Below are 12793 nucleotides of genomic sequence, written 5' to 3' on the forward strand. Positions count from 1 at the left end.
CCGCCCGACCTGATGATGGTGCTGCCCGAGAGCGCCTCGGAGTCGCACACCGAGGGCGGACACCCTTTTCGCCCTTTGGGTTCCCATGAATCGCGGCTCGCGCATTAGCCGCCAGAAGAGAAATCCTTTCGGAGGGAGTCCCCATGAATGTTCGGAGTCTCGGAGCTGTCCTTTTCCTTTTCCTGTCCGCATGTGCCGCGGGAACCGTGGATGATTTCGCGGGCCAGGAGGCGTTCCCGGGTGAGCACCAGGCGCTCGAGGAGGGCGAAGTCTCGCTCTTCCCGGACTCGGCCCGTCCCGAGATCCCCATGGACAGCGATACCGGCGCGGTGGAGCTCGGGATGAAGTTTCGCCTGTCCGTCCCGGGTACGATCCGCGGCGTGCGCTTCTTCAAGGGCGGGGCCCAGAATGCCGGCCCGCACCGCGTGAGTCTGTGGAGCCGGGAAGGCTCGAAGCTCGCGGAGGCGAGCTCCACGAACGAGACGACGGCCGGGTGGCAGACGGTGCGTTTTGCTTCACCCGTCAAGGTCAGCGCTGGGACGACCTATGTCGTGTCGTACTATGCCCCGGCCGGACGGTACGGAGCCACGGTGGGCGGATTCAACTCGGAGAAGTCGCGAGGACCCATTCGCGGGCTCGTTTCGGGCGAGGACGGGGTGAACGGCGTCTACCGCTACGGCGGTGGATTTCCGACGCAGGGTTACCAGAACACCGACTACGCAGTGGACGTGGTCTTCCTTCCGGAGGGCACCGAAGAAGACACCCAGGCGCCCAGTTCGCCCGCGGGGCTCGTCGCATCCGCGGCCTCCTCGACCACCATCAACCTGGGCTGGAACGCCTCGACGGACAATGTCGGCATCGCGGCCTACGATGTCTTCCGCAATGGCGTGAAGATCGCCTCCACGGCGAGCCTCACCTACGCGGACACCGGTCTCACGGCGGACACGAGCTACGGCTACTTCGTGAAGGCGCGGGATGCTGCCGGCAATCTCAGCGCAGCCTCGAACGGCGCCACGGCGACGACCGGGTCCACCTCGACGCCGTCCGGCTTTCCGAACGCGAGCAATACGGGCGTGCCGGCGGGAACGCAGCTCACGCCCTACACCGGCCCGTGCACCGTCACCGCGGCCAATACGGTCATCGACTCCAAGACCGTGAACTGCGACCTCGTCATCCGCGCGTCGGGCGTCACGATTCGCAACTCGAAGATCAACGGTACCGTCTCGACCGAAGAGAACTCCACCGGATACTCCTTCACGCTCACCGACTCTCACGTCGACGCGGGTGATCGCCTCGTCACGGGGGTGGGGGCCGTGAACTTCACCGCCGTCCGTGTGCACGTGCAGGGGGGCAATCGCTCCATTCACTGCTGGAGAGACTGTGAGATTCGCGATTCCTACGTTCATGGCCAGATGACGGACGAAACGGGAACCGCCCACGAGTCTGGCATCCGGATGGGAAGAAACGCCACCATCCGGCACAACACCATCACGTGCGATGCGCCGGACGTGCCGCCCGACGCGGGCTGCTCGGCGGCGCTCACCGGCTACGGCGACTTCGCCCCGGTCGAGAACAACCTGGTGGAGAACAACTACTTCCCGGGCACGACGGGAGGCTTCTGCGCCTATGGCGGGTCATCCCGGGGCAAGCCGTACTCGGACTCGACGAACAACATCCGCTTCATCGGCAACGTCTTCGGTCGCGGTTCGAGCGGACGCTGTGGATATTACGGGGCCATCACCAGCTTCGACACCTCGGAGCCGGGGAACGTCTGGTCCAACAACACCTGGGAGGACGGAACGGTCCTTCCCCCCTCGAACTAGCGAGGGCTCCAGGCATCCCGGAGGTCTCAATCGTGCCGCTCGATCGGGACCTCCACGCCCGTGGCCTCCCAGACGTTTCCCGCGGCGGACAGCTGCGTCTGTGTGCTCACGAGCACGGCACAGTCGAAGACCGTCTGGGCGCCGAAGACGTTGTTGCGCACCACCATGCCTGGAAGGCTCGCTCCGCCCGAATGTCCGAGGTTCACGATGCAACTGCCGCGGTCGAGACGGTTGCGCTCGATTCTCACGTCGCGCGTCGCTCCGTCCTGCTGGTTCACGAAGACCGCCGCGCCGGCTTCTTCACCCGGACCGTGCACATTGCTGTCGTAGATGCCGATGTCGCGCCCCTCGAAGACGCTGATGCCGTACTGTGCGCCCACCGGGTCGAGCGCGTGAATCCACGAGCTCTCCACCCGCGCGCCGGACTTCAGGTTCATCCCGACCACCACCCCGTGCACGTCGAGCCGGCGCGCGGTGAAACCTCCGCCCATCACCCCCCACTGGAGCGTCGAGGACTCCTCGGCGAAGACCTCGATGTCTTCCAGCAAGACGCCCGTCGCCCCCGCCACGCTGATGATGCCGTCAATCTCGCGTGGCACCGGCGCGTGGACCACGCATCGGCGAACGGTGACGTCATTCGCGCGGATGATCAGCCGACCGCGAATGTCCCGGTCCTCGAGCACGGTGCCCGGTGTGTCCAGCACGACGTCCCCCTCGTGCCGGACCAGGGACGAGCCCGCGGGAACTCCGGTGTTCCGCGGACCGGGGAGGGCCGGGTTGGCCCGGCAGGAGACGTTGGCCGGACATGCCTTGCACGCGCCGTCCTCGCACCGGAAGCCATCCGCACATTCGATGGGCTCGGTGCACTCGGGCTGCGCGAGCCCGAGATTCTCGAGCACGGAGAGGTGGCCGAAGCTCCGCGTTCCTTCGCTCCAGGAGCCGGCCATCGGGGCTGGAAGGCCGTCTCGGGTCACACGAACGAGTGAAGCGGGGCCGCGGTGGCCCGGTGCCGATTCGGCGCGCATCTCGGCCTGGGCGGGGAGGGCGAGCGTCCGTGCCGATGGCTCCAGTGCATAGGTCATTCCGACCGACCAGCCCTGCACGCCGAGCTCCCGGATCGAGACCGTCTCCTCTCTTTCGAGCGCACCCGGCGGAAGGGTCACCCGGACGCGGCCATCGCGGGAGGTGACGGTGCCCCCTTTGCTCCCGATGACGCGAACGTCGGGCCGCCCACGTGCATCGAATAGACCCTCGCCGCACGCACCCGCGAGCAAGGCGAGCGCCGCGACGAGGAGGGGAGCACGCATCAGAGCCGGAAGCCTAACCCGGTGATGGCTTCGAACCCAGGCCGCAGAACAGCCTGGCCATTCAGTTTGAACGAGGCGGCTTGCGCCTCGGCCTCCGAGAACCAGGAGACCCGGCCCGCGAGGGGAAGCGCATAAGAGAGCACCGCACCGGCGCGCCCGCGGAACGCCGTCCCCGCCGACGTGCTCGCCACCGACTGACTGACCGCATCCGCGCCCAGACGGCCGCCGACCTCGAGCCCCCGAATGGGAAGGCGCCAGAACCACGCGACGTCACCTCCGAGGCTCCGGAGCCCATAGGGCAGCCCGTCATCCAGGCCCTGGCCGTCCTGGTATCTCGCGCGGATCCGCAGCGTCTGGGATGCGCCCACCGCGAGGTCGCCTCCCAGCAGCAGCGCGGGCGCGAGCCCCATGCCCCGAAGTGGAGGCGTGTTGAGGCCGACCGCGGCGAGGAGCTCCAGCTCCCGGCCGAAGCCATTTCCCGGGACCTCGCCGCCTTTCTCCCCGCGCTCGGCGAAAGGACGCTGTGTCATCGTGACCGTCGTGGCTGTCAGCTCCTCCCCGTGCGTGAGCACGAAGGCTCCGGTCCGCACGTCGTCCGCCGTCGTGCGAATCAGGCGGTAGCGTCCGGCACGCAGTGCGAGACGCCGTGGTTTCACCGGGTCCTCGCGGATCTCCAGCACTTCGCCGAGCCCCTCGTCGCGCACGACGAGCCAGCGCTTGTCGGGCTCTGTCCCGGGGGCGAAGACGAGACGCGCATCCGCACGGCGCAGGTCGGCGAGCACGAGGTCGCCCTTGCCCTTCAAGTCCATGGCGTACGTCGGCCGCTGGGCGACTCCCGAGATCTCGGCCGTATGCGAGACGGTCTTCGCATAGGCGTAGCGATAGGCCTCCTGAAGCGTGATGCGACCATCTCCATCGGCATCCGCCGCACCGCGAAGCCCGGCCGTCAGGTGGTGCGTGAAGAAGCTTCCGCGAAGCTCCGCGCTTTCGAGCGCGTTCTCCCCCGGGCCGGAGGACGCGACGATCGCGGTTCCATCGGGTGATTCGTCGCTCGTGACGTTGAGCTCGAACCCGCTGGGCAGGGCCTTGGCCCCCTTCGTGGTGACGAGCCCTCCGGACCTGCACGCATCCACGATGGCAAGCCGCACGTGCGCGCGCGAGGCCCCGAGCAGCTTCCGGAACTCCGCGAAGGCGAGACTCTCTCCCCCGAGCTCCAGGCCTTGCTCCGTGGCATGTCCGGACCAGTAGAAGAGCAGCAGCGTTCGCCGCGAGGAGTCACGGGCCGCCCCGGCGATGCGCTGCTCGAGCGCGCGCACCTCGGCGAGAAGCTGCGCGCGGGTGGGGTGATGAAGCACGCGGACGTCCTCTCCGCGAAAGCCCCCGATCTCCCTCAGCGCGTCCGCGAAGCGCGAGGCATCCGCCTCGGCGAAGCGGAGGCGCGAATGACTCGGCGCGCCCACGTTGCTGCCGACCGCGAGGGCAAAGCGCCGCTCGGGCATCTGGGCCATCGCGGAAGCAGCACAGAAGACCGCGGCGAGCAGCGCGAGCCGGCTCATGGAGCGCCTCGCTCGAGCAGCACCGTGGCGGTTCGCGCGCCGGGAATGTGAATCGCCGCGGGGTCGCGCACCGGGCTCCCCTGGAGTGCCTGTTCCACGACGGCCCAGCTCAGGGGCTCCTTCGAGATCACCGCCCAGATTCGCTCGGGTCCTTCGGTCGCATCGAGCACCGCGCCGCCTGCAAGCAGCTGCGCCCCCTCCACCGCGAGCGGCGTCGTCCCTTCCGCGGGCGCGAGGCGCGAGACCGTGCCCGTCGAGTCGACGGAGGCAATCCAGACGAACGCCCCTGGGCCGGGAGCCACGTGGAAGCGCAGTTCATCTCCTGGGCGTACCCGTTCCCCCTGCGTCGCCGCTCGCGCCTCGCCCTGTCCTCCGACGTAGACGGTGAGCACCTCGCCCTTGGTCGCATAGAGCGGGGCATCCGGCGGCGTCGGGCGGAGGAAGAGCAGGGCTGCTCCGGCGAGGGCCGCCAGCGGCAGCAGTGGCGCCCATCGCCTCACCGACGAGGTCCTTGCCCGGGTCTTCGCCATCAAGCGAGGGCTTTCGCGAGCAAACGCGCGTGCGGCCTCGGCGGCGGACCGCTCCCACGTCTGGCAGTGGGCGCACCCGGCGATGTGCCTGGCGGTTGCGGGGTTCGCGGTGAGCAGATGCTCCTCGAGCGCGAGATCGCTCGGGCACTGCGCCGTACGTGGTGCGTTCATTCGAAGAGCTCCCGACGCGCGTTCGCCAAGAAGAGCTGGATGCGCTTGCCGATCGTCTTGCGCGAGAGGCGAAGAAGCTCGGCGGCTTCCTGCTGGGAGTGGCCGTCGACGAGCACGAGCCACGCGACCATGCGCTCGTGCTCCGTGGCGCAGGAGAGCGCCTTGAGGGCCATCTGCCGGTCGGCCACCTCCGCGAAGCTGTCCGTGGGCGCCGGCGCGTCGTGGTTCAGCTCCGTTCCACTCGCCGTCTCCCAGGCATCGTCTCGCAGCTGGGCGAAGCACACCCGCGTTGCGACCACGTAGACCCAGCGAAGCTGTTCGGGCTCCGGGGGCAGCCGGGAGCGGTGACGGACCAGCTGCATGAAGACCTTCTGACAGGCGTCCGACGCCTCGTCCGGATTGCGCAGGATCTTCAGACAACGGCGGTAGATGGCCGGTCCAAGCCTACGGCAGACCTCGCTGAGGGCATCTCCGTCGTGCATCAGGGAACCCGAGAAGGGGAGGGGGCGAGTCCCTGAGCCATCCCCTCATTTTAACAGGCGAGCAAGGGAGCGCCGCGTAGGCCGAGTAGTGCGAGAAGTAGGACCCGCATGCTTACTTCTGCGGTCATGCGTAAGCCTCGCCTTGATGACCAGCAGGTGCATACCTTTCTGGAGTCCCTCTTCGAAGAAGACCTGCACGCCAAGCGCGTGTTGTCCCTGGCCTACGCGGTCCTGGGTGTCATTCACGCTGCCAGCCTGGGGGTTCATCTCATTGGCAAAGCCCTGGCGTGGGCGCGAGGCACCAAGAGCAAGCATGGGGTGAAGCAGGTGGACCGGCTCTTGTCCAACCAAGGGATTGATGTCTGGGCGCTGTTCGCACAGTGGGTGCCCTTTGCCTTGGGACAGAGAAGCGAGGCACTGGTGGCGCTGGACTGGACGGACTTCGATGCGGATGGGCAGACAACGCTGGTGGCGTCGTTGGTGGCGAGCCATGGACGCACGACGCCCCTGGTCTGGCTCACGGTGGAGAAGTCCGCCTTGGAGGGGATGCGCAATGACGTTGAGGATTTCGTACTCAATCGACTGCGGCAGGTGGTGCCCGAGCGGGTGCGGCTCACACTACTGGCCGACCGGGGCTTTGGAGACCAGAAGTTCTATGCGCTGCTCGAGCAACTGAAGTTTGACTACGTGGTGCGCTTCCGTCAGTGCATTCAAGTGATGGATGAGACGGGAGAGAAGAAGAGCGCGGGCGAGTGGGTGCCCGAATCGGGCCGGGCGGTGCGCATGGTGGGAGCGCGAGTCACCCAGGACGAAGCGCCCGTGGGAGCTGTGGTGTGCGTGAAGCAGAAGGGAATGAAGGAGGCGTGGTGCCTGGCGACGAGCTTGAAAGAAGCGACGGCGGCCTTCGTGGTGGGGCTGTATGGCAAGAGGTTTCGAACGGAGGAAACATTCCGCGACATGAAGGACTTGCGTTTTGGAATGGGCCTGTCGTCGGTGAGGGTCCGCTCGACGGAGAGGCGGGACCGGCTGCTGTTGGTGAGCGCGCTGGCCTGCGCATTGCTGACGCTGCTGGGGGCGGCGGGGGAGAGCTTGGGGATGGAGCGCTACCTCAAAGCCAACACAGTGAAGACGCGCACCTACTCACTCTTCCGGCAGGGCTGTGAGTATTACCAAGCCATCCCGATGATGCCGGAGGAGCAGCTCGTCCCGTTGATGAAGCGATTCGCTTCGCTGTTACGTGAACAGCCAGTTTTTCAGGAATTTCTCGGCCCAATATGAGGGGATGGGTCAGGGCGAGTCCATCTCGGCGATTGGAGCGTACACCCAGCCTTCGAGCACAGGAAGGCAGATGCGAGACACGCGGCGGCACCACCGCTTCGAGTAGGGGGGCGGCTCAATCCCGCCGGTGTGAACCGGTTCCGCGAGCGTTGTAGACGATCGCACCCGCGCGACCGTATTCGGCGAAGACGGCGACCGCCTCGTCCCGCAGCACACCCGAGGTGACGCGAATCCCGCGACGCTCGATTTCCGCCTTCCAGTCCTCGGGCATGGGGCCTTCATCGAAGCCCGTGAGGTCCTCGCACTCAGGGCCGTCGCCAGCGATGAGCAGGTGCTTGATGCCGGACCAGACGAGCGCGCCGTAGCACATCGTGCACGGGCGCCAGTTGACGACGAGCTCGAGCTCGCGGCCGCCCGCCGAGCCCAGATCCCAGGCGTCGAGGCGGGCCTGGGCGAGCGAGAGCGCCATGACCTCGGCATGCACGGAGGAGAGGCCCGAACTCAACACGACGTTGACGCCGATGGAGATCAATTCGCCCGTCGCGGGGTCGACGACGAGCGCGGCGAACGGCCCACCGTTGCCTTCCTTGTAGTTGCGCGCGGCGAGCCTGTTGGTGAGGGCGACGCGATCCGCGGCGGTGGGTAGGAGCGTGTTGTACGTGGGCAGCTCTCTCACGAGCCAATCGGGCAGCTGTGCGTTCACGCGCGTAGCGAAGGGGGGTGCGTCGTTCATGAGCGCTCCTGCCGGATCGGCTCGCCAGAAAAGGTGACGAGCGTGCGGCGCATCCCTATCAGACAGCGCCGCCAGCCGCTCGCTCGGAGCACCCAGCGTACAGGCCTCGTGCGTTCCAAAACAGACGGGACCCGGCGCCGAGGGGGTTGAAGGCGGTGCTCATGGAAGCGCCACCTGCACTGGGGCGACCTGGATCGCGGCAACCCCAAAGCCAAGCTCCCCTGCGAGGTTGTCACCCCACGACAGGACAGTGCCATCGCCCGCTGCAGCCAGCGAGTAGGTGTAGCTTGCACCCAGGGGGATGACGCCACTCAGCCCAGGGACTTGCACGGGGGTGGCGCGGTGGAGGGTGGTGCCATCGCCCAACTGCCCCCGAGTGTTGCCCCCCCAGGCCCAGGCGGTGCCCTCACCGAGCACGGCCAGCGAGTGGTGGAACCCCGCGGAGATGGCGGTGACGCCCGTCAGTCCGGACACCTGCATGGGGCTGGCGCGGCCCTGGCTGGGCGTTCCATCGCCGAGCTGGCCCTCGGTGTTGCCCCCCCAGGCCCAGACGGTGCCATCGTCGCGCAGCACCAGGGAGTGGCCGTAGCCCCCTGCCACGACGGCACCGCGGGTCAGCCCGGGGACCTGCATGGGAGTATGGCGGCTGCCCGACACCTCGCCGAGCTGCCATCGGCTGTTGTCGCCCCACGTCCACACGGTGCCATCCTCGCGGAGCGCCAGCGAGTGGCGCTGACCCGCGGCCAGGGCGGTCACGCCCGTGAGGCCGATGGCCTGGACTGGTGTGCGGCGGTTGCTCAGGGTTCCATCCCCGAGCTGTCCCCAGCGATTTTCGCCCCAGGCCCAGACAGTGCCGTCAGCGCGCAGCGCCAGCGAGTGGGACTCCCCCGCGGCAATGGCGGTGACGTCGGTCAGCCCGGGGACCTGCACGGGCGTGGAGTGGGGGACAGTCGTCCCCTCGCCAAGCTGACCCTGGGCGTTGCCGCCCCAGGCCCAGACAGTGCCGTCAGCGCGCAGCGCCAGCGAATGGGTAAAGCCTCCGGCAACGGCCACGACCTGGGTGAGTCCGGGGACCGGTACCGGCGCCAGCCGGTTGAGCACCGTTCCATCGCCGAGCCGCCCATCGGCGTTGACGCCCCAGGCCCAGACGGTGCCATCGCCGCGCAGGGCCAGCGCATGAAACCCTCCCGCCGACAGAGCGGTCACGCCGGTGAGCCCGGAGACCTGGCCAGGAGCATGGCGGTGGGGCAAGGCTCCATTCCCGAGCCGCCCATCGGCGTTGTTGCCCCAGGCCCAGAGGGTGTCATCTCCTCGCCATGCCAGTGAATGGGCCTGGCCTGTGCCAAGGGCTCTGACACCGCTCAGCCCAGGGACCTGCACGGGAAGGGGCTGATCGACGCTCGTCCCATCTCCGAGCTGCCCCGTGTCGTTATGGCCCCACCCCCACACGGTGCCATCCTCGCGCAGCGCCAGGCTCTGGTAGCTGCCTGCGACGAGCGCGGTCACGTGGGTGAGTCCGAGGACGGGCATGGGGGTGGAGCGCTGGGTGGCCGTTCCATCTCCCAGTTGACCGTATTGGTTGAACCCCCAGGCCCAGACGGTGCCATCGCCGCGCAGTGCCAACGCGTGGTGTCCACCGGCGGCGATGTCCGTGACACGGGTCAGCCCCGTGACTTGTACGGGCGTACGCTGGGGGGTGGTCGTTCCATCTCCCAGCTGTCCGTATTGGTTGAACCCCCAGCCCCAGACGGTGCCATCACTGCGCAGCGCCAGCGAGAAGACAGTGCCGGCGGCGACACGGGTGATGCCGCTCAACCCAGAGACCTTGACCGGGGTGAAGCGGCGGGTGGTTGTCCCATCCCCCAGCTCCCCCGAGTAGTTGGCTCCCCAGGCCCAGACGGTGCCATCGCCGTGCACCGCCAATGCGTGACCATTGCCCACGGCAATCGCGATGATGCCGCTCAGGCCGGGGACCTGTCCGGGGACGGTGGGATTGGAAGGCGTCTCGCGGCCAAGCTGACCCTCGAAGTTGTTGCCCCAGGCCCAGACGGTGCCATCGCCGCGCAGTGCCAGGGAGCAGCGTACACCCGTGGCAATGGCGGTGATGTCGCTCAGTCCAGGGACCTGGATGGGCGAGAGGCGGGGGAGCCGGGTCCCATCGCCGAGCTGTCCCTCCTCGTTGTTGCCCCAGGCCCAGACGGTGCCATCGCCGCGCAGGGCCAGCGAGTGATTGTACCCAACACTGAGGGCAGCGGAGAGCGCGCCGGGGCTGACGGTGAGGCGGAAGCTCTGCGTGGCGGCCAGCCCGTCAGCGTCCGTCACCGTCACGGTCACCGTGACCGGTGTACCCGCTGGCGCGAAGGCCGGAGCCGTCCACGTCACGGCGCTGCGCGTGCCAATGCTCTCGGGCTCCCCAAGCAGTCCCGTGCTTGCCGTCCAGGAGAACGTCAGCGGAGTCGTCTCCGAATCCTGCGCGGTGGCGTTGAAGGTGACAGTGCCCAGGCCCTGCACGTGGGTGGCGGACTGCTCCCCTGGGAGGAGGGTGGGGGCTGAGTTCTTGCTCTCGGGAGGAGGGGGAGCTGGGCTCTCGCTCCTACAGCTCGAGGCCCAGCACAGCAGCGCTCCCAGCAGCACCCAGCGTGACAGGAATGACGGCATCATGCACAGCCTCCAGGCGGAGTTGGTCGTGGGCTTGGGCCAGCTGGTGGTTGTAGCTGATGACCCGTGCGAGCTTCCAGGTGCCGTCCTGCTGCTTCCACAGGTCGATGAACTTGCCGCTCTCGCAATGGCAACGAAAAGGGTGGGGGCGCGTTCAGTTCCGGGCAGGGGCAGGGCCTGGGCTAATGTCCGCCCATGTCTTCGGTACCGATGGCCGACTCGCCTCCTGAGCACAACCGTGCCGCCCTCGCGGACGTCCCGGCTGGCGACATCGAGCGGGCGCGCGCGCTGCTCGCGAGCGTCCCCAGGGCGCCGCGCAAACCCTCGAAGGAGGCCCGCCGCCTGGTGCTCGCCCTCGCGGGGCCCCAGCGCGTCACGTTCTACTCCAGCCTGGGCTTCCTGCTCGTGGGCCTGCTCCTGTGCGCCATCTTCCAGGCACCTCGGGCGGTGGGCGACCTGCTGCTGGACCAGCACTCCTTCGAGGTCCCCGGCGTCGTCGACTCGGTGGAGGTGGGGAGTCGCAAGCGCAAGCCCCGTCCGCCCGTGTACTGCGCGCGCTTCCACTCGGAAGACGGCGGGCTGGTGGGCCGCAGCTGCGAGCCGGGCGGCAGCTTCCAACCGGGCCAGCGCGTGATCCTCGAGCACCGCAAAGGCCTGGCCCGCATCCGTGGAACCACCCTCACACCCATGGGGCGCCTGGGGGGGCTCTTCCTGCTGTTCCCCCTCGCTGGCGGCGTGGGCCTGCTGCTCGTCTTGCGGACGAACCACCGTGAGTCGCGCGCGGCCCGCGTTGGCATCCCCATTCTCGCGCGGGTGACGTACTTCGGCGACGGAAGGCCGGTGCGGAAGAAGGGGCCGCCGCCCACCGAACTGCGCTGGAGCTTCATCGTGCGCGGCGAGCGGTACGAGGGCCGCCTCTCCCTGGACTACGCGTCCGAGTTCGACTTCCTCCCCAGCCGCGACGTCATCGTCGTGCTCTACGACCCGGTGGCTCCGGCCATCAACACCGTCTACGTGCCCTAAGCCCGTGAGGGTGTCCCCCGTGAGAGCCGTGAGAGTGTCAAAGGACTTCCGTGAGGGTGTCAAAGGACTCGAAACGCCCCCCGTGAGGGTGTCCCGTGAGGGTGTCAAAGGACTCGAAACGCGCCGTGGACGGTGGATCCCACCCGCTTCAAATGCTTCCGCGGACTTGCGAGTTGGCGCGCGCGGTGCATCCGGCTTCGCTGTGCTCACGAGGGGGGCAGGGGATGGGCTGGCCGCTGAGGATGTTCCAGGAGGAGGGCTACTACTTCGTCACGTCCAGGTGCTTCCAGGGGCGACTGTTGCTACGCCCCAGCGCGGAGGTGAACGAGGTGGTAGGAGGGGTGCTGGCACGAGCCGTCCAGCAGAGCGCGGGCACCATCCGGCTGTACGCCTTTACCTTCGCCTCCAATCACTTCCACTTGTTGGTGTGGGCACGAGGTGCCGCGCTTGCCGGCTTCATGCAGTATTTGCGCGCCAACCTGTCCAAGAAGGTGGGCAAGCTGGTGGACTGGAGTGGAGGTTTCTGGGAGCGGCGCTACTCGGCGGAGCCAGTGCTGGACGACACGGCACTGGAGGGCCGGCTGCGCTACGTGCTGGCCCATGGAGTGAAGGAGGGCCTGGTGGAGAGGAGCGCTGAGTGGCCGGGTCTCACGTGCTTGCCACAATTGCTGGGGCCGGCGCGCAGAGTGTTCCAGTGGTTCAACTGGACGAAGCGCTGGAGCAAACGGGGAAGTGAGGACATGGCGGGGGAGGGGCGCTTCGCACAGGAATGGGCCGAGCCGGTGGAACTGGAGCTCACGCGACTGCCGTGCTGGGAAAGACTGAAAGAGGAGCAGAGGCAGCGTGCGGTACGGGGGATGGTGGAGCAAGTGGAAGCCAAGGCTCGAACCCGGGGCACGCCTGTGCTGGGAGCGCGAGCCGTGAAGGCGCAGCACCCGCATACCCGGCCCGAGCACCTCAAGAGGAGCCCGAGGCCGTTGGGCCATGCCTCCACGCGGCAGGCATTGAAGGAGCTACGCGAACAATATCGGGCCTTCGTCGCGGCATTTCGAGAGGCGGCGGCGCGGTGGAGTCGGGGGGATTTCCTGGCCTGCTTTCCTCCCTTTGCCTTCCCGCCGCGTGTCGCACCTGCTCAAGTTCGTTGACACCCTCTCGGGAGGACTCCCTCTCGACTCAAGTTCTTTGACACCCTCTCAGGACTCCCTCTCGACTCAAGTTCTTTGACACCCTCT

At 67.8% G+C, this 12793-nt stretch carries 10 protein-coding genes; 4 read left to right on the forward strand and 6 right to left on the reverse strand.

Annotation, left to right across the window (positions count from 1 at the left end):
- Nucleotides 1-206: 206 nt before the first annotated feature.
- On the forward strand, nt 207-1823 hold the full coding sequence (locus CYFUS_RS06640; protein WP_157758284.1) for a DUF4082 domain-containing protein: 1617 nt from the start codon (nt 207-209) through the stop codon (nt 1821-1823).
- 26 nt (nt 1824-1849) lie between these two features.
- On the opposite strand, the gene CYFUS_RS06645 is transcribed toward CYFUS_RS06640, so the two are convergent.
- The 4 genes from CYFUS_RS06645 to CYFUS_RS06660 are packed head-to-tail and all read right to left on the reverse strand — an operon-like array spanning nt 1850 to nt 5869.
- Nucleotides 1850-3130, reverse strand: coding sequence for a hypothetical protein (locus CYFUS_RS06645; RefSeq protein WP_095984471.1), 1281 nt, complete (start codon nt 3128-3130; stop codon nt 1850-1852).
- Complete coding sequence (locus tag CYFUS_RS06650) at nt 3130-4686, reverse strand: caspase family protein (RefSeq protein ID WP_095984472.1); 1557 nt, start codon at nt 4684-4686, stop codon at nt 3130-3132. The genes CYFUS_RS06645 and CYFUS_RS06650 overlap by 1 nt, the downstream gene beginning before the upstream one ends.
- Nucleotides 4683-5387: a hypothetical protein gene (locus CYFUS_RS06655; protein ID WP_157758285.1), complete on the reverse strand. Its 705-nt coding sequence runs from the start codon at nt 5385-5387 to the stop codon at nt 4683-4685. Before CYFUS_RS06655 ends, CYFUS_RS06650 begins: the two co-directional genes overlap by 4 nt.
- Nucleotides 5384-5869, reverse strand: coding sequence for an RNA polymerase sigma factor (locus CYFUS_RS06660; RefSeq protein ID WP_002628053.1), 486 nt, complete (start codon nt 5867-5869; stop codon nt 5384-5386). The genes CYFUS_RS06655 and CYFUS_RS06660 overlap by 4 nt, the downstream gene beginning before the upstream one ends.
- A 126-nt stretch (nt 5870-5995) precedes the next feature.
- Here CYFUS_RS06660 and CYFUS_RS06665 point away from each other — a divergent pair, with 126 nt between their 5' ends.
- Nucleotides 5996-7147 carry an IS4 family transposase gene (locus CYFUS_RS06665; RefSeq protein WP_095991839.1) on the forward strand — a complete coding sequence of 384 codons (1152 nt, stop codon included), beginning with the start codon at nt 5996-5998 and terminating at the stop codon, nt 7145-7147.
- Between the two features lie 115 nt (nt 7148-7262).
- On the opposite strand, the gene CYFUS_RS06670 is transcribed toward CYFUS_RS06665, so the two are convergent.
- Both CYFUS_RS06670 and CYFUS_RS06675 read right to left on the reverse strand, forming a co-directional pair.
- Nucleotides 7263-7880, reverse strand: coding sequence for a nucleoside deaminase (locus CYFUS_RS06670; RefSeq protein WP_095984474.1), 618 nt, complete (start codon nt 7878-7880; stop codon nt 7263-7265).
- A 159-nt stretch (nt 7881-8039) separates the two neighbouring features.
- On the reverse strand, nt 8040-10541 hold the full coding sequence (locus CYFUS_RS06675; RefSeq protein WP_232537408.1) for an RCC1 domain-containing protein: 2502 nt from the start codon (nt 10539-10541) through the stop codon (nt 8040-8042).
- 192 nt (nt 10542-10733) lie between these two features.
- Here CYFUS_RS06675 and CYFUS_RS06680 point away from each other — a divergent pair, with 192 nt between their 5' ends.
- Both CYFUS_RS06680 and CYFUS_RS06685 read left to right on the forward strand, forming a co-directional pair.
- Nucleotides 10734-11561, forward strand: coding sequence for a hypothetical protein (locus tag CYFUS_RS06680; protein ID WP_157758286.1), 828 nt, complete (start codon nt 10734-10736; stop codon nt 11559-11561).
- Between the two features lie 224 nt (nt 11562-11785).
- Complete coding sequence (locus CYFUS_RS06685) at nt 11786-12706, forward strand: transposase (RefSeq protein WP_095984476.1); 921 nt, start codon at nt 11786-11788, stop codon at nt 12704-12706.
- Nucleotides 12707-12793: the final 87 nt, after the last annotated feature.

Origin of the sequence: Cystobacter fuscus (assembly GCF_002305875.1) — a bacterium.
Taxonomy (GTDB): domain Bacteria; phylum Myxococcota; class Myxococcia; order Myxococcales; family Myxococcaceae; genus Cystobacter; species Cystobacter fuscus_A.

Coding starts and splice junctions, on each gene's coding strand:
- CYFUS_RS06645 (WP_095984471.1), bottom strand. CDS start 3,130: ATGCGTGCTCCCCTCCTCGTCGCGGCGCTCGCCTTGCTCGCGGGTGCG.
- CYFUS_RS06650 (WP_095984472.1), bottom strand. CDS start 4,686: ATGAGCCGGCTCGCGCTGCTCGCCGCGGTCTTCTGTGCTGCTTCCGCG.
- CYFUS_RS06655 (WP_157758285.1), bottom strand. CDS start 5,387: ATGAACGCACCACGTACGGCGCAGTGCCCGAGCGATCTCGCGCTCGAG.
- CYFUS_RS06660 (WP_002628053.1), bottom strand. CDS start 5,869: ATGCACGACGGAGATGCCCTCAGCGAGGTCTGCCGTAGGCTTGGACCG.
- CYFUS_RS06665 (WP_095991839.1), top strand. CDS start 5,996: ATGCGTAAGCCTCGCCTTGATGACCAGCAGGTGCATACCTTTCTGGAG.
- CYFUS_RS06670 (WP_095984474.1), bottom strand. CDS start 7,880: ATGAACGACGCACCCCCCTTCGCTACGCGCGTGAACGCACAGCTGCCC.
- CYFUS_RS06675 (WP_232537408.1), bottom strand. CDS start 10,541: ATGATGCCGTCATTCCTGTCACGCTGGGTGCTGCTGGGAGCGCTGCTG.
- CYFUS_RS06680 (WP_157758286.1), top strand. CDS start 10,734: ATGTCTTCGGTACCGATGGCCGACTCGCCTCCTGAGCACAACCGTGCC.
- CYFUS_RS06685 (WP_095984476.1), top strand. CDS start 11,786: ATGGGCTGGCCGCTGAGGATGTTCCAGGAGGAGGGCTACTACTTCGTC.